Here is a 15,263-nt window from a genome sequence, read left to right on the forward strand (position 1 = left end):
GGCCATGGCTAAACGCCCACTGAGGGGCCATCTCGCCGGCACCGAGGAGCAGGTCGCACACGAGCTGGAGACGGTGCTAAAGGAGACGGGCGCCCAGGAGGTCCTGCTCACCACCAGCACGTACGACCGCGACGCCCTGCTGGACTCCTACCGGCGGCTGGCACGGGTCTTCACCGCCTGTTAGCAGGTCCCGGCCGATCACGTCGGGAGCGGACCGGCCGATCCGACGCCGCCGGCTCGGGATCACCGTCCGGATTCCGCCGAGCGGCGACGCCCGAGGACGGGTTCGGCCAGCAGCCTCGCCGTCCTGCACAGGGTCTGGCCGTGCCATGCGAAGAGTTCGTCGCGCGAGCCGAAGCGGCCCAGGTCCGCCAGGACGTAGGCCGAGAGGTCGCAGGAGGCGCCGGCGGCCGGGCAGGGCGTGACGCCGTCCCAGTCGATCGCCGTCCTGGACAACGCCTCGAAGAGCGTCTCCGCACCGGCGTTGGTGAAGCCGCCCTCGTGAGCGCCGCTCAACTCGTCCAGACTGCCGAAGAGTTCCGAGACCGCCAACCAGGGTGCGGTGGCGTGAACGGTCGGCGAGAGGCCGTCGACGCGGAATTCCGGCCATGCCAGCACCACCTGGTCCGGGACGATCCGGTGCAGATGCGGGAAACGCGGGTACCAGAAGGCCCCGTCCACCAGCAGGCCGCGCACCCGGGTGGCCACCCCCGACGCCCGCGCGACGGACTCCAGCACGGCCAGCCGCTGACTGCACGAGCCCCGGCCGCGGCGAAGCACCTCGGACACGGGCCGCTCGTCCTGCACCGAGTACACCGGCTGTACGGCCGCGGCGATCCACCTGTGGGCCCGGCGCAGTGCCGCTATGCGCCGGACGGGACCGGAGGCGTCCTGCGGACCCGCTGCCGTGTCGATCCGTCGAAGCAACGACGCGACCTGCGGATGGTGCCAGTCGAGGATCCGCGTCGGGGCTGTGCTTCCCGGCGCCGCGCCTCCGCCGGCCCTGCCGGCGCGGGGACGGCGTCGCGGTGTGAGAAGCGAACTCGTCATGACCACAGTCCTCTCGTCCGGCACAGCGCACGGCAAGAGGTATCGTGACGGAAAAATTGAACATGTTCAACTCTGCTCCGTAGCCGCACCGGGCAGGAGCGGCCGCGCCTTTCGGTCCTGGGTGAGCTTGACCCTCGACCTGGTCGAGGGCCCAGGGTTGCGGGTGTGGAGAGCGAGATGCGCAGTATCGGGGAGATGGCCCAGGACAGCGGACTGAGCGTGAGCGCGCTTCGGTTCTACGACCGCGCCGGGGTGCTGGTGCCGGCCTGGGTCGATCCGGTGAGTGGCTACCGCTGGTACGAGCCGGAGCAGTTCGACGAGGCGCGCGTGCTTGCCCGGCTGCGCCGGGCCGGGATGCCGCTGTCGGACATCCGGCTGGTGCTGGCCGGCTGGTCCGGCGCGGACACGGAGTTGGTGCGAGGGCTCCTCCAGGCGCACCTGCGCCGTCTCGAGCTGGGACTGTCCGACGCCCGCAGCGAGTTCTCCACGCTCCGAGCGCTACTCGACCATCGGGAGAACCCCCATGACTTCGCTCCGCACCGCCCCGGCCCACCTGTCCGTCCCCGCGCCCGAGCTGGCCGCCGCGTTGGACGCCGTCCGCTTCGCGGTCGGCACCGATCCCGAGCTGCCGATGCTGGGAGGGGTCCTGTTCGACATCGAGGGTGACGGGCTCCAGGTCGTGGCCACCGACCGCTATCGCATGGCTGTCGGCCGAACCGGCACCACCGGTCACGGCGGCGGCCGCGTCCAGGCCGTCGTGCCCACCCCGCTCGTCGACGCGATGCGGGCCCTGCTGAGCGGCGAGGCGACCGTCCGGCTCTCCGTGGACGGCGACCGCGTGACCCTGGAGACGGGCGACTGTCAGACGGCCGGCCAGTGCCTCGGCCACGACTTCCCCGACTACCGTCGCCTCCTTCTTCTGCCGACGGGGCGCCGGGCTCTCGTCGATGTGCCCGACTTCCGCGGGGCGGTGGAGACAGGCCCCGTCCGCGCCGGTGAGCTGCGCGATCAGGACGGCGCCCGCTGCGACCTCAGCGTGCTCCGCGTCGCGGACGACGGCACGGTGACCGTCTGCGCGGACGGCGACGACGCCCCGAACCGTGTCGCCGTCAACCGCGAGTTCCTGCTGGAGGCGCTCGCCTCCGGCGCCCGCGACCGGCTGATCCTGGAGTTCGGCGCGCCGACGGCCCCGGTCGCGATCCGCCGGCCCGAGGACGAGGACACGTTCTCGATCCTGATGCCGGTCCGGCTGGAGGAGTGACCTCAGGACGTCTGTGCTTCACGCATGCGCTGACCTGCGGGTTCCGCCCGACCTGCACAAACGTGGTCCGCCTCAGCCCGCCTCGGGCCGTCCCGGACCGCTCTACCTCGCCTCCGTGTTCCCACGGGAACACCGAGCGGGAAGCTGCACGCGCACCTATCTTGGCCTGCTGCTTACCGCCTCGAGGGGCGGCGAACCTCCATCTATTCGCCATGTTGACCGGAAAATGCCGCTCCCCCGAGGCGGGCAGGAATCGCCGCCGGCGCAAACTCCTGGATGCGTAGAGGTGGCCAGGCAACCGGGTCCCGGAGGCCATGACGGCGTCACTACGGGGCTCGAGGGAACGACACCATGTTGTCCGCAGCGAGTGTGTGCTCGTCGTTCGGCGTGTTCTGGTCGACAAGGACAGCGCTGGCGAGGGTGAGTTCGGTGACCGGTCGACGGAGATCTTCGAGCTGTGCCTTTTGGTTGGCGATGGTTTCCCTGAGTCTGGCGTTGGCCTCACGGAGCCGCTTCTCGAGTTCCGGGATCTGCCGGGTCTCGTTGCGGACGTGTTCGTAAAACTGGTTCTTGAGGTCCGTGTGCCGCTTGATGAGGGCCATGCGGTGCACGCCGGCCTCGGCGGCGAGGGAGACGACGGTGAGGCTGCCGTTGGAGGTGGTGGCGTTGCCGGCCAGGAGTCGGTCCATCGCTCCGCGGATGCGAGTGCGCTCGTTCTGGTGTCGCTGGTTCATGTCGGTGCCTCGGCGTTGTGGGCGGTGGCGTCGTGAGTATCGGCCGTGGCTCGCAGTCGGTTGGCGTTGTCTCGCAGACGGGTGCCGAGGGGCCGGGTGCGTAGGCGGCCAACTCGGCGAGTTCGTCGGCACGTTCGCGTAGTCGGCGGGCGTGGGTGTCGGTGCGGACGGTGTTGCCGCAGCCAGGCCGGCAGTCGTACTGCCTGGGGGCTGTGGTGCCCGCCTCGGGTTCTGCACAAGGCGATGTCGCGCTTGAATGCGCAGATCAGGAACGCGTCAGAGTTGTCGTAGAGCACGACGCCGTCCCGGTATAGGAACGCGGCGGCCTTCTTCGCCGAATGTCTGGGGGACGATGCGCCCTTCGAAACGCGGAGTGGTGGCGGCCGCGGTGAGGGCCGTGCGGGCGGCGGGGCCGGAGACCTTCTCGCCGGCGGCGATGCGGTCGCGCAGGTGCGCAGCGGTGTCGGCTGCGGCGAGGGCGGTCTCGACGTTCGGTGATCCGTGGTGGCTGGTGAAGACGCTCCTGGGGCATGTGGACGTGGAGACGACGAAGCGGCATTACCTTGCCCCGGTGGCGCACCTGCAGCTGGAGTCGATCCTGGCCGCGGCCCAGGCCGGCGAGGTAGGGCCGTGCTCTCGCAGGCCGGCTCGGCACTGCTCATCGACAACGAAATGGGCCACCGACGGAGCCAGCGGCCCATCACGAAAGATCGAGGCCAGCGAGGCTGCACCCTGTCGCCCGGCTCGGGGGCCGGTTGGTGGCTGCAGACGTGGGTGCGGGTACGTCGGTGGCGCACCAAGCCAGGATGGCGAATCTACGACGATTCCTGAGCTGCTGGCGCACGGGCGAATTTCACCCACTTGGATGCGAACGTGTGGCCCATTCTGGCGTACTCAGTACGTTGGATTTCATCCCGCGCAAATGGCGGGTTTCTCAGAAGTCGTCGCGGAGCCTGAGCTCCTGACAAGGGTAAAGGGAGTGAATATTCACCGTTCAACCTCACGTTGGAGGCAGCTGAGCCGTGACCGACAGGAGGTAGGCATGACGCAAATACGCAGAGAGCGCCGCCGCACAGCGCGAGTGGTGGCCGCCGGGATGATGGGAATCCTGCTAGCAGCGGCAACTACATACACTGGGCCGTCAGCCAGCGCATCGGTCACAGCAGCCAAGGCGCCCACGCACACCGCCACCGGGCCCGCGGACTCCCAGCCGAGCCCGGCCGGCTTCTCGCCGTTCGTCAAGGACTGGTATCGCCACGGCAGTTCGCTCACGATCAATAAGGACGGTTCGTTCGAAGCCAGCGGGCGCGTCTACGTCTACTGCGATCAGGCCTCGCCACCGTGCGACAAGTGGTCCGGCAACACCATCATCGATGGCTATCACGCCTCGGGGCGGCTGACAGCTGTCAACGGTACCTCGGCCACCGGCGTGGTGACCGACAGCAACGGCAGTCAGGACAACTGGTTCCCCACTGGCCCGATAACCATGACGCTCAATCCCGCCACCGACAGCCTCTCCATCGCCGGCGCCAACTACTGCGGCCCGAACTCCCCTGCGAGCCTGTGCGGCGCGTAGCGCCCCGGGGGGTTGCCGCGTCCGCCGCCGCTGGGGGCCTGCTCCAGTGCAGTGGCCAGGGCAGCAGCCAGTCCGTTCGCCCGATCAGCCTGCACGGCCTCCCCTGTAGGTGGCTGCCGCCTGCTCCTTCTCGGAGCGGCAGGTGACTGGAAAGTGCCTTTCTGCTGTGGTGGCAGAAGCCTGGCTACTTGCCCCTGAAAAGGTGTTTGTGCTGGTGAGGGGGCCGGTGCGTGAGATGGCGTTGTGCCGCTGGCCTGTCGGCGACATGTCCCTCATCGGCTGAGGACGGTCATCCGCTGGAGGTTGCAGGCGAAGGTCTCCAGTCCGGCCCAGGTCTGGGCGCCGGCCAGGCGGCGCAGGCGCGTGCGGGAAGCCGAAGCTGCGCTTGAGGTGGCTGATGCAGGCCTGCCCGTCGGGCAGGCGCGCGTTCACGGTCCGGGTACGGCCACACTGCGCGCAAAGCGCCGCCGCGCTCGGCTCCTGGAGCACTGGTTTGGAAGATCGCGTATGTGTATGGGGCTGAGGTGGCGAGACGCTGACCTGAGCCTTCCTGGAAGGCTCGCCGACATTCCCCGTTGCCTCCCGCGACTCCACGGTCTGCTGACGTACCGCGTGAGCTGCGTCGCTCAAGGTTATAGGCGGATGACGACCAAGGCTATGTCGTCGCTGGAGCCGTTGGCGACGCCGAGGCGGGCCAGCAGCGTGTCGGCCATCTGGTCAGGGGCAAGGGTGGTGTCCTGCGCCAGGGCGTTGGTCAGGTGGGCCAGGCCGGTGTAGATGTCCTCGTCGCGGCGCTCGATGAGCCCGTCGGTGTAGAGCACGAGAGTGTCACCTCGGGTGTAGGTCGTGCTGGCCTGGGGGCGGGGGACGTGATACGGGCGGGCGCCGAGCGGCGGATCGGTGGCCTGGTCCAGCAGCTCGCAAGTCCCATCGCGGTGGAGCAGGACGGGCGGTGGGTGCCCGGCGTTGCTGTAGATGATCAGTCTGCTGCGGGGGTCGATGAGCACCTTTACCGCAGTTGCGGCCGTCGCGCCTTGGATGGAGCGGGCGTACAGACCGAGAATTTCCAGGGCCTGGGCCGGGCTGGGGAGGGCCCGGATGGCCGCGCTCAGGGCGCTGCGGAGCATGCCCATGACGGCTGCGGCGTGTAGACCATGGCCGACGACGTCTCCGACCGCTACCGAGTAGAGGCAGGGCGGTAGGTCGACGATGTCGTACCAGTCGCCGCACACGTTGAGTGATCTGGTCGCCGGCAGGTACCGCACGGCGATGTTTCCGTATCGGAGCAGGTCGGGGTCGTCGAGCATGGCCTCCTGCAACGTGACGGCGACCTGGCGTTCGCGGGCGTGGGCTTGGCGCAGCTCCTGGTTCAGCCGCTGTAGCTCGCGCGCCTTCACGTAGAGCTCGGCGGCTATAGCTTCGTCGTGCCCGGTGAGCTGACGCGCCTTGGGTGAGTGGACGAAGGGGGTGACGTCGTCGGCCTTTTGGACGATCCACTTCACACTGCCGTCCGGCCCGGGAATCGGGGTGTAAACCGCGGACCACCACCGCTCCTCGAGCTTGCCCGGCTGGTCAGGGGCGGGTATGTCGTACCGCTGCAGCGTCAGGGTGTCTGGCTCCCCGGTGTCCAGGACCTTCAGCAACGATGCCTTTAGGTATTCGGCGCCGTGTTCAGGGGCGTCGGGGTTTCCTGGTAGGGCGTCGAAGAAGTACTTCCCGATGAGCTCTTCCCTGGTTCGCCCGGTGATCTGCAGACATGCCGGGTTGACGTAGCGGATCACCAGGTCCTTATCCAGCACCAGATACGGGCTCGGCGCGGCGTCACAGAAGGCTGTGAAATCGATGTCTAGGGACATACGCGCTCTCCAGGGTCCGCGAGCGCGGCTACCTCAAATTTCATTCTATGGGCGATCCAGGGGCGGGGCTCGCTGGCCCCAGCCGGCGCCTGAGCTGCACGGCTGGAGTCTGGTCCGCGTGGTCGTGGACGCCATCGAGGGCCTCGGCCCGGTGGAGGTTCCGGGCAGATCTGTATCGACTGGCAGTGCCGTGGGAGTCCTGCTACACGAGAGTGGTGGGAGGTGTGGCATGCCTCGTGATCTGGTCAGGGGACTGTCCACGCTCCTTGCGGCAGTAGTTGAGCAGGCAGCCCCATCGGTTCCCCTCGCCCCCGTCCTGGCCTCGGTTGCGTGACCGGGCAGGACTGCCCGAAGCCTTCACAGAGCGTGCGGTCCGGGCCACCGTTCAACGGCGGAACGTCGGTGATCGAGGGTACCGCCCCGCCGGCGGGGTTCAGTCGAGGTACCCGAGCTCGGTGTCCGGTCGGCAGTGGGAACAAGCCGGGACCTGCTGCCGTAGGGCGTCGAGCGGCTGATCCCGGCTGACGGGAACGCACCGGTTGCTCTTCCTCACGATCCAGCAATCCCCGGCATGGACCACTGGGAGGTGCGTGCGTTCGAGGAGCCAGTCCGGCACCGGCGGCCGGGCATGGTCGCCCCGCTGCCGCTCGCCTTCGCGCCACTCGGCCGCGGCGATCAGCTGCCGCACCCGGTCCAGGGAAAGGGCGAGCCAGATCTCCCAGGGTGCGGAGGCGTGGCAGGTCCAGCAGCAGATCGTTCACATGTTCTATTTGAGGGCGTTGGCTGCCCACCAGCACGCAAGAGGGGGCGACTCACCGGAGGCAGCTTGCGGTTCGACCTGCAGGCCCTCGCATTCCTCGGCATCGGCTCCGCCCGCCTCGACCCGGCACCCGCCGGACCGCTACGGGCGACCGGATACCGGGCCCGCATCTACACGCACTCCCCGACCCGGCGGGCGCGCTGCTCCTCGGGCGGGCGCCCACAGTACGGGGTGCGGCCCTGCCCGGGCAGCGGGCTGGCGTGAACGATCTCGGGGATATTCAATGCTTGCTCCGGTTGGTGCGGCAAGGGACGGTGACCTTCTGCGGGGCGTGGATGGTGGCCACGGTGCTCGCACCAGCCGCCGACATCCCCTTAATGAAGTACGGGGCGGACGTTGGGTTCGCCACGAGGGTGAGCAGCGGGCCGCTGGTCGGAATCACAGTGATCGCCTTCATCGTCCTGTCGTACCTGGTCCACCGGTTCGTCGAACGCCCGATCGCGCTGACCATGCGGCGCTCGCTGAACACCACCGCATTCGGCCTGCGGCCGCCGACGCCACGTCCATGAACCGAGGCGAGGCATGAGCCGCCGACGGCCGTGTGCAGACTGGCTGACCGGTGACCAGTCACCAGGTCGAATCAGCCAGGACAGGGCTTGTACGAGGAGTCCGGGCGGACCGTTGAGGAATGCGTTCAGTAAGAGTGCCGCACCGCCATCACGGTGCGAACGCGCTCCGGGTCGAACTCGCCGCCGAGCCAGCAGTGCATCGGGCGCAGGGCGTCGGGATCCGCGCAGTAGTCGTCGTAGTGCACCCGAACGGCGGCATCCCCCAATCCCGCGACGACCTCGGTCATCCGCTGTTCGATCCGCGCCAGCCGCTCCGCAGCGTCCGGCATGGTCGCCCACCACTTGCTGCGCGCCACGTCGGCGAGGTTGCGGGTGTTGAACACGAAACGTGCGCCGGGAAAAAGCCGCCGCAGGAACGCCACGTACTCGGCAAGGTCCTCCTCGGGCCAGGTGATCTCCTTGAATCCCACGATCCGCGAGTCGGGCCGGGGGCGGATCAGGGTGTCCAGCACCAGCCGCCGCATCCCAGCCAGCGCCTCCTCTTCCGGATAACCGTCGATGCCCCACCAGGGATGGAAGGGCGGCAGCGGCAGCGGCCTGGCGAGGCGGTCCCGGTGGTGCAGCACCTTGCTGTGGAACCGGTACAACTCGTACAGCACACCGTGGTTCTCGCCTCGGACCAGCACCCCGGGGATCGAGTTGAGCAGGTTCTGCAGCAGGGTAGAGCCGGAACGGCCGTAGGTCAGCACAAACAGATACTCCAGGGCCGGCTCCTTCTCCCCGACGATCTCGGCACCCAACGCCCGGTCCTCCCGACCTGGGCCCGCGACGGACAGCACCAGTGCGTCGCGCTCGACCTGGAAGGTGTCCCGCTCCCGGCAGGCCCGATCCCGTTCCTCCCGGAGCCGGTGACACGTCGTTCGCAGCCGGTCGCGCTGCTGGACAAGACGCCTCAACGGAGGCACTAGTAGTGCTGCGCCCCTGGTCAGCCGTGCCCTCGTTCCCCTCGGGATGCGGCCCTGCGGAAACCGTTTGCTCTCCGTCATGTGTGCCCTTCCTGCGTCCCGTACCACGGCGGCCCTCGCGAAGATCCGTCCCGCGCAATGTAGGGCCCAAGAATGAGCAAAGCCTTAAGAGGCCGTTCCGAACCTCGTGTGTGGGTTTCGCCTGGACGGGCGTGGGGTCGGGGTTGTTGCGGGAGTCTCGGACCGTTGCTGCCTGACGTGCCGTCGGGGTGGCGGATGCCGTCGATGCGGGCGGTCCTGGAAGCACGGCAGAGAGCCGCTGCGGTGCTGATGGAGGATCTCGGAGCCGAGCTGGAGCGGGTGCGGCAGGCGCTGACGGATGAGGCACCGACCACCGCGAGATCCTGCAGGCGAGCGAGTTCCTCACGGTGGTGGACCGTTACCCCGGATGGGACTGGCGTCGCCGCCCGAGCGCAGACCTTCAGTAGACCGGCTCGCGTCAGAGTCCTGTCGCCTGCGGGACCAGATCAGGATGGCGGCCAGGTGCAGTGCGGCCTGGTAGGCGACAGCAAGCTTGTCCGTCCGCATGGCAAGGCCCTGCCACTGCTTGATCCGAGCGATGTACCGCTCGAGGGTATTGCGCTCTTTGTATGTCTCAGCATCGAAGCTGGGCGGGCGGCCTCCGGCGCGGCCTCGCCGCAGACGGTGGCCGATCTGGTCGGCGGGCTGTGGGACAACGGCACGGATGCCGCGTCGACGGAGGTGCCCACGGATCGCGCGGGAGGGGTAGCACTAGGGCGAAGACCACGACGGGCGGCCACCGCCGGTGCTTCGGCGCCCGGGCTCCGACATGTTCCCCCCTCCTCTGCGCACCGCCTCGATCAGCATCCTCGAGCACTCCGAAGCCGGTAATGCATCGCGGCAGGTGCCATGGTTCAGCACCGTCGGTGCTGAAAGCCTCGATAGGACCCCCTCCGGGGTACGTACTCGGCCGGCGGGCCAGGTGTCTGGGCGTCCTGCCCCGCCGCCGCGGTGGTCTCAGCCATCGGTCCCGCGCAGCTCACGCACCGGCGCAAGGGCATGGTGCGAGCGTGCGGTCAGCTGTCCGACCATCACGCGCACCACGGTGACGATGTCGGGATCGTCGACGTAGTAGACCTGCCGCCGGCCCTCGCGGCGGGAGCGCACGAGCCCGGCGAGCTTCAGCTTGGCCAGATGCTGACTGACCGCGGGCAGCGCACCGCCCACCCGTTCGGCGAGGCGCGTGACGTCGCACTCACCCTGCGACAGCGCCCACATGATGTGCAGCCGGGCCGAGGAGGCGAGCAGCCCGAAGGCGGCGGCCGCATCGGCGAGAACGTCGGCGGACAGATCCTCAAAGCCACCGACTGGCCCCGTCACAGCCCTCTCCCGTCCCGCCCACTTCACCGCCGATACGCCCACACAGTGTATGTGCCCGGAAGCTCGGCGTCCGCGCGCCGACGAAATGCCCGGCCGATCCTCGCTGGAGGCCGGACCGGGCAATGGCGATCGCCGCTCAGTCCTCGTAGTAGTTGTTGACCACCACGTCCGGTTCGTCGTCGTCGAACGCCTCGTTCAGCAGTGCGCCACCGACGAGACCGGCCGCACCGGCGCCGATGAGCGCGCCGGCACCGAAGCGACGACCGCCGCCCTGCTCGTGGTGGTCGTGGTGGTGGTCTCCGTACGGCTGCCCGTAGCCGCCCTGCTGCGTATAGCCTTGCGGGGCGGGCTGCGGATAGCCCTGTGAGACGGGCTGCGAGTACCCCTGTGGGACGGGTTGCGGGTACCCCTGCTGGGGTGGCGTGTAGAACGGCGGTACGGTGGTCTGCACTCGCTGCGCGCAGCTGCCGCATGCCTGGACCGGCCGTGGGACACCCCACTGCGGGGTCCACGTCACCGTCGTCATGCCGGGGCCGTGGCTGGGGTCGAAGAAGCACGTCACTGAAGAACTCCCTGTGGGTTGCGGTGATCCTGCGAACGCCGGGGCCGGCGGGGAGACGACGGTGGGTGCCGGTGCCGGTGCCATGGGCGCGGGCGGCACGTAGCCACTGGTGCTCACCGGCGGCGGGCTGATCGGGGACGGGTCGGCCGGGGGTGAGCTCGGTGCCGTCTCGCGCGGTACGTCCACGCCGTAGTCGGTGGCGATGCCTGCGAGCCCGGCGGCGTAGCCCTGGCCGACCGCGCGGAACTTCCACTCCGCGCCGTGCCGGTACAGCTCGCCGAAGACCAGCGCGGTCTCGTTCGCCAGACCGCCCGTCGCGAGGTCGTAGCGGGCCAGCTCCGTGCCGCCCTCTTGGTCGAGGACTCGGATGTGCGCTCGGAGCACCTGGCCGAAGCCCTGGCCACGGGAGGCGCCCTCGTAGAGGGACACCGGGAAGACGATCTTCTCGACGCGGTCGGGGACCCGTGTGAGGTCGACGTGGATCTGCTGGTCGTCCCCTCCGACCGGGCTGCCGCCGCCGGCGTGGCGGACCGAGCCGTCGGGGCTGGTCAGGTTGTTGAAGAAGACGAAGTGCTCGTCGGACAGTACCTTCCCCGACTGACCGCACAGCAAGGCGCTTGCGTCCAGTTCATAGCCGGTGTTCGTCTGCCAGCCCAGCCCGACCGTCACCGCAGTCAGGCCCGGGGCCTGTTTGCTCAGCGACACGTTGCCGCCCTTGGTCAGGGACACACCCATGGACCGCCTCCGCAGCTTCTTTCCGCTTTCCGTCTTCAACGCAATCAACGTGACCTTAACCTCTTCCAGTTCCCGGATTGCGCAATGTGATGAATGAGTGACGGCTCCTCAACGACTCATCACCTCTGGCCACGGGCACTGGCCATATTCCGTGGCCGTCCATAGGCTTGCGTGATCAAGCAATCGAAGCGTCGGTGCCCGGCGCACCTCGCCTGGCCCGACCCGTCTGGAGGAAACGACGTGGGCATCATCGGCTGGATCATCCTCGGCCTGCTCGCCGGAGCGATCGCGAAGATCCTGCTGCCCGGCCGCGACCCCGGCGGCCTGATAGGCACCACCCTCATCGGCATCGGGGGCGCCTTCATCGGCGGCTGGCTCTCCGCCCGCTTCCTCGACCGTCCGGTGGAGAAGCACTTCTTCGACCTCTACACCTGGGGAGCGGCGATCGCCGGCTCTCTGGTGCTGCTCATCGGCTACCGCATCCTCTTCGGCAACTCCCGCGACTGATCGGAGCGCTCAGCATCCCGGTCACAGATGAGCGGTAATGGCAGGCAGCAGATCCTGGAACGTCTGACCGGCGGCAGGCTCGCCGATGGCCTTCAACTGCCAGCGGTTTCCTTCTCGGTGAAGCTTGGCCATGATCTGGGCGGTGTGCGTGCCGCCTCCGCTGAGCGTGTAGCGGGCGAGTTCCTGTCCGGTCCGCTCGTCGACCAGGCGGCAGAAGGCATCTTGCACCTCGGCGAAGGTCTGCCCGGTGAACGAGTTGACCGTGAAGACGATCTGATCGACATGAGCGGGCACTCGGGCAAGGTCGACGAGGATGACCTCGTCGTCGTCTCCGGCGCCGCTGCCGCCGGTGAGGTTGTCCCCGAGGTGCCGTACGGACCCGTCGTCGCTGACCAGGTGCCGGAAGAAGACCACATCGGCCACCTGCCCCTTCGCGACCAGCAGTGCCGATGCGTCCAGGTCGATATCCTGGGCACCGGTCAGCTTCGCCAGGAACCCCTTGCGCTGCGCGGCCCGCCAGCCCAGGCCCATCCGGACGGCACTCAGTTCGGTGCCGTCGGACTTGCTCAGGCTGATCTGCTGGCCTTTGGTCAGGTTGACCGACATGAGTCGTCGTCTCGCTTTCTTTCGCGGGTGGTTCGGGAGCGCCTCTCCTGCCTGCCACGCGCCGGCTCCGCGAGCAGGTGATCACCGGACGGCTCCGACCGTTCGCACGGCGAGAGGCAGCCGCTTGCCGATGAGTAGAGTGCCCCGGCGATGGCGGTTGTGCGGGCGTGGGCGTAGCGGGCAGCGGGCACGCCGTGCCTCCGGCAGTCGGCTGCTGCCCATGTGCCTCACTACCGGCCTCGGCCGGGCAGCCAGATAGTCGCCGTACACGCCGATGACTACAGCCGTGATCTCGTCGGCCAAACATGCACAGCTGCTCGCGGGGGCGTCGCCGCTCTGCCGGTCGGTTCGGCTCGCAGCGCAAAGCGGATGTGCACGGTGTCCAGCGCGCGGTGGAGCACTCGCTCGATTTTTCGGGAGGAGACCGCGCGGTGCTCACGCAGTCTCCCGGTCCCTGTCGCGTCTCAGACGTTGACTCCGAAGTCGGCGGCGATACCCGCCAGACCGGAGGCGTAGCCCTGGCCTACCGCGCGCAACTTCCACTCGGCGCCGTTGCGGTACAGCTCGCCGAAGACCATGGCGGTCTCTGTAGAGGCGTCTTCGGACAGGTCGTAGCGGGCGAGTTCGGCGCCCCCGGCCTGGTTCACCACGCGGATGAAGGCGTTGCGCACCTGGCCGAAGCTCTGGCCGCGTGCCTCGGCATCGTGGATCGACACCGGAAACACGATCCTGTCGACCTCGGCAGGTACGGCGGCGAGGTTCACCTTGATGGTCTCGTCGTCCCCCTCTCCCTCACCGGTGAGGTTGTCGCCCGTGTGCTCGACCGCACCTTCCGGGCTGGTGAGGTTGTTGTAGAAGACGAAGTGCTGGTCGGAGGCAACCTTTCCCGAGGAGTTCAGCAGCAGCGCGGAGGCGTCGAGGTCGAAGTCGGCTCCGGTGGTGGTCCGCACGTCCCAGCCCAGCCCCACCAGCACCGCGCTCAAGCCCGGCGCTTCCTTGCTCAGAGACACGTTGCCACCCTTGGACAGGGAAACACCCATGCTTGATCCCTCCACACACAGTCGGTCCGAGGTTCGCGTCACGACCTCGAAGGTAGAATCTACAACACTGTAGAAATGATCAGAGGGCGGCGCGGAGAGTTTGCGGTATTTTCGCCGCGCCCGCGCCCGTGCGGTCGGCAGGCTCTACAAGGAGGGTTGTGCGGCGGGACGCGATCAACAGCACCGGCGTGCACCGGGCGAACCGGAGGCCGAGATACTGGCCGCGTTGTGCACCCTCCCGCCAACCTGCACCGGGCCCCGGTTGCACATCCGCACTGCTGCCGGAGCCATGTCGCCAAGCGGCGCGGGACCAGGAGCACCCTCCCTCGCGATGCCGTGACACGCCATGCGCTCGACGGCCGACCGGACCGGCAGTCCGTGCTGACGTGGTTCTCGCCTCCCTGCCAAAGAGCGGTGAGCGACCGCTGCGCACGCTTCTGGGCCGCGGTGACCAGCATGAACGGGCCGCGACCGCGGGCTTTGTACGATGTGACGCCCCCGACGGGGCGGGCGAGGCGTTTGAGGGAAGCGGAAGGGAGACAGCTCGTGACGGAGCCGGAACCGCGCCGGCGGCGAAGGGCGCAGGGCGCGTTGGAGACTCAGGTGCTCGCGGCGCTGCACGAGGCTGAGGGACCGGTGACAGCGGGATGGGTGCAGGAGCACCTGGCCGCCGGCCTCGCGTACACGACCGTGATGACGGTCCTGGCCCGCCTGCTGGCGAAGAACGCCGTCACGCGCAAGCGGGAGGGGCGGTCGTTCGTGTGGATGCCGGCCGCGGACGAGGCCGGCCTCGCGGCGCTGAAGATGCGCCGGGTCCTGGACGGCGAGGAGGACCGCAGAGCGGTGCTGGCCAGCTTCATCACCGCGTTGCCGGAGGGCGACGAGCAGGTGCTGCGTGAACTGCTGGATCAAGCCGACGGCGAGGGCTGAGAGATGGGCATCTTCGTCTTCCTCCCCCTGGTGCTGCCGTTAACCGCCTGGCCGATCGCGCGTCTGGCCGAACGACGTCTCCATCCCCGCACCGCCACCGTGCTGCTGACCCGCACCTCCACGATCATGGCACTGTGCAGCACGGTATGCCTGGCACTGCTGATGGTGGTGGGCACCGCGCAACTGCCCGGCAACCCGCTGCCGGACGGCTGGTCGGATCCCGAGGTGCGCGAGAGTGTGCCGCGACACGAGATCGCCGGAAAGGCCGCGATTCCTGCACTGCTCGCGGTCATCGGTGCCTGCGGCCGCGCCCTGCTGCATCACTACAGGGTGCGGTGGCGAGCCCACGGCGCTCTGAAGGGCCTGCCGCGCACCCAGGTCGCGGTACTGCCCGATACCCGGCCCTATGCATACGCACTGCCGGGCGGTGCGCGGGATCGGGTCGTGGTGTCCACAGCGATGCTCGAGTGCCTCCCATCGCGGGAGCGCCGCGCTCTCTTCGCCCACGAACGCAGCCACCTCGCCGCCCGGCACCACCGCCATCTGCTGCTCGTCGAGCTGGCCGCCTGCGCCAATCCGTTCCTGCTGCCCCTGCGGACGGCCGTGACCTACACGGTGGAGCGATGGGCGGACGAGGAGGCAGCGCAGGCCATCGGCAGCCGCAGGACCGTCGCCCGCGCCATCGGCAGGGCGGCCCTGGTCTCTCGCGGC

Annotated in this window: 15 protein-coding genes and 3 pseudogenes; 8 read left to right on the forward strand and 10 right to left on the reverse strand. The window is 68.7% G+C overall.

What is annotated here, in order from left to right:
* Positions 1 to 184, forward strand: a pseudogene (locus BZY54_RS31100) (hypothetical protein); the annotation flags it as partial.
* A 59-nt stretch (positions 185 to 243) separates the two neighbouring features.
* Here the strand turns inward: BZY54_RS31100 and BZY54_RS31105 are convergent.
* Positions 244 to 1,050: a transglutaminase domain-containing protein gene (locus tag BZY54_RS31105; RefSeq protein WP_086728663.1), complete on the reverse strand. Its 807-nt coding sequence runs from the start codon at positions 1,048 to 1,050 to the stop codon at positions 244 to 246.
* Positions 1,051 to 1,227: 177 nt separating this feature from the next.
* On the opposite strand from BZY54_RS31105, the pseudogene BZY54_RS31110 reads away from it, so the two are divergent.
* Positions 1,228 to 2,311: pseudogene (locus tag BZY54_RS31110) on the forward strand (DNA polymerase III subunit beta family protein).
* A gap of 326 nt (positions 2,312 to 2,637) precedes the next feature.
* Here BZY54_RS31110 and BZY54_RS31115 read toward each other — a convergent pair.
* Positions 2,638 to 3,045, reverse strand: coding sequence for a hypothetical protein (locus tag BZY54_RS31115; protein WP_086728664.1), 408 nt, complete (start codon positions 3,043 to 3,045; stop codon positions 2,638 to 2,640).
* A 1,042-nt stretch (positions 3,046 to 4,087) separates the two neighbouring features.
* Between BZY54_RS31115 and BZY54_RS51095 the strand changes: the two genes are divergently transcribed.
* Entirely contained in the window at positions 4,088 to 4,621 is a 534-nt protein-coding gene (locus BZY54_RS51095) for a hypothetical protein (RefSeq protein ID WP_158103941.1), read from the forward strand.
* A gap of 632 nt (positions 4,622 to 5,253) precedes the next feature.
* On the opposite strand, the gene BZY54_RS31125 is transcribed toward BZY54_RS51095, so the two are convergent.
* Positions 5,254 to 6,477: a SpoIIE family protein phosphatase gene (locus BZY54_RS31125; protein WP_086728665.1), complete on the reverse strand. Its 1,224-nt coding sequence runs from the start codon at positions 6,475 to 6,477 to the stop codon at positions 5,254 to 5,256.
* Positions 6,478 to 6,910: 433 nt separating this feature from the next.
* Entirely contained in the window at positions 6,911 to 7,165 is a 255-nt protein-coding gene (locus tag BZY54_RS55130) for a DUF6233 domain-containing protein (RefSeq protein ID WP_107419872.1), read from the reverse strand.
* A 138-nt stretch (positions 7,166 to 7,303) separates the two neighbouring features.
* Between BZY54_RS55130 and BZY54_RS31135 the strand changes: the two genes are divergently transcribed.
* Both BZY54_RS31135 and BZY54_RS50440 read left to right on the forward strand, forming a co-directional pair.
* The gene (locus BZY54_RS31135) at positions 7,304 to 7,501 is read left to right on the forward strand and encodes a hypothetical protein (protein WP_086728667.1); all 198 of its coding nucleotides are present in this window, start codon (positions 7,304 to 7,306) and stop codon (positions 7,499 to 7,501) included.
* On the forward strand, positions 7,498 to 7,806 hold the full coding sequence (locus tag BZY54_RS50440; protein WP_143668156.1) for a hypothetical protein: 309 nt from the start codon (positions 7,498 to 7,500) through the stop codon (positions 7,804 to 7,806). The genes BZY54_RS31135 and BZY54_RS50440 overlap by 4 nt, the downstream gene beginning before the upstream one ends.
* A 125-nt stretch (positions 7,807 to 7,931) precedes the next feature.
* Here the strand turns inward: BZY54_RS50440 and BZY54_RS31140 are convergent, their stop codons facing one another.
* The 4 genes and pseudogenes from BZY54_RS31140 to BZY54_RS54835 form a co-directional block, all read right to left on the reverse strand.
* Positions 7,932 to 8,771: a sulfotransferase gene (locus BZY54_RS31140; protein WP_244217431.1), complete on the reverse strand. Its 840-nt coding sequence runs from the start codon at positions 8,769 to 8,771 to the stop codon at positions 7,932 to 7,934.
* Positions 8,772 to 9,194: 423 nt separating this feature from the next.
* A pseudogene (locus BZY54_RS31145) lies at positions 9,195 to 9,560 on the reverse strand (hypothetical protein); the annotation flags it as partial.
* Between the two features lie 249 nt (positions 9,561 to 9,809).
* Complete coding sequence (locus BZY54_RS31150; RefSeq protein WP_086728669.1) at positions 9,810 to 10,172, reverse strand: ArsR/SmtB family transcription factor; 363 nt, start codon at positions 10,170 to 10,172, stop codon at positions 9,810 to 9,812.
* Positions 10,173 to 10,308: 136 nt separating this feature from the next.
* Complete coding sequence (locus BZY54_RS54835) at positions 10,309 to 11,469, reverse strand: TerD family protein (RefSeq protein ID WP_086728670.1); 1,161 nt, start codon at positions 11,467 to 11,469, stop codon at positions 10,309 to 10,311.
* 240 nt (positions 11,470 to 11,709) lie between these two features.
* Between BZY54_RS54835 and BZY54_RS31160 the strand changes: the two genes are divergently transcribed.
* Complete coding sequence (locus BZY54_RS31160) at positions 11,710 to 11,976, forward strand: GlsB/YeaQ/YmgE family stress response membrane protein (protein ID WP_086728671.1); 267 nt, start codon at positions 11,710 to 11,712, stop codon at positions 11,974 to 11,976.
* Between the two features lie 21 nt (positions 11,977 to 11,997).
* Here BZY54_RS31160 and BZY54_RS31165 read toward each other — a convergent pair whose 3' ends face one another.
* Positions 11,998 to 12,582: a TerD family protein gene (locus BZY54_RS31165; RefSeq protein WP_086728672.1), complete on the reverse strand. Its 585-nt coding sequence runs from the start codon at positions 12,580 to 12,582 to the stop codon at positions 11,998 to 12,000.
* A gap of 464 nt (positions 12,583 to 13,046) precedes the next feature.
* On the reverse strand, positions 13,047 to 13,622 hold the full coding sequence (locus BZY54_RS31170; protein WP_086728673.1) for a TerD family protein: 576 nt from the start codon (positions 13,620 to 13,622) through the stop codon (positions 13,047 to 13,049).
* Positions 13,623 to 14,168: 546 nt separating this feature from the next.
* Here BZY54_RS31170 and BZY54_RS31175 point away from each other — a divergent pair.
* Together BZY54_RS31175 and BZY54_RS31180 are read left to right on the forward strand one after the other, a co-directional pair.
* Positions 14,169 to 14,552: a BlaI/MecI/CopY family transcriptional regulator gene (locus BZY54_RS31175; RefSeq protein ID WP_086728674.1), complete on the forward strand. Its 384-nt coding sequence runs from the start codon at positions 14,169 to 14,171 to the stop codon at positions 14,550 to 14,552.
* 3 nt (positions 14,553 to 14,555) lie between these two features.
* Positions 14,556 to 15,263 (forward strand): M56 family metallopeptidase (locus BZY54_RS31180; RefSeq protein ID WP_086728675.1); only part of this gene is annotated, 708 nt, incomplete at its 3' end.

This window comes from Streptomyces carpinensis (assembly GCF_002154505.1).
Classification (GTDB): Bacteria; Actinomycetota; Actinomycetes; order Streptomycetales; family Streptomycetaceae; genus Streptomyces; species Streptomyces carpinensis.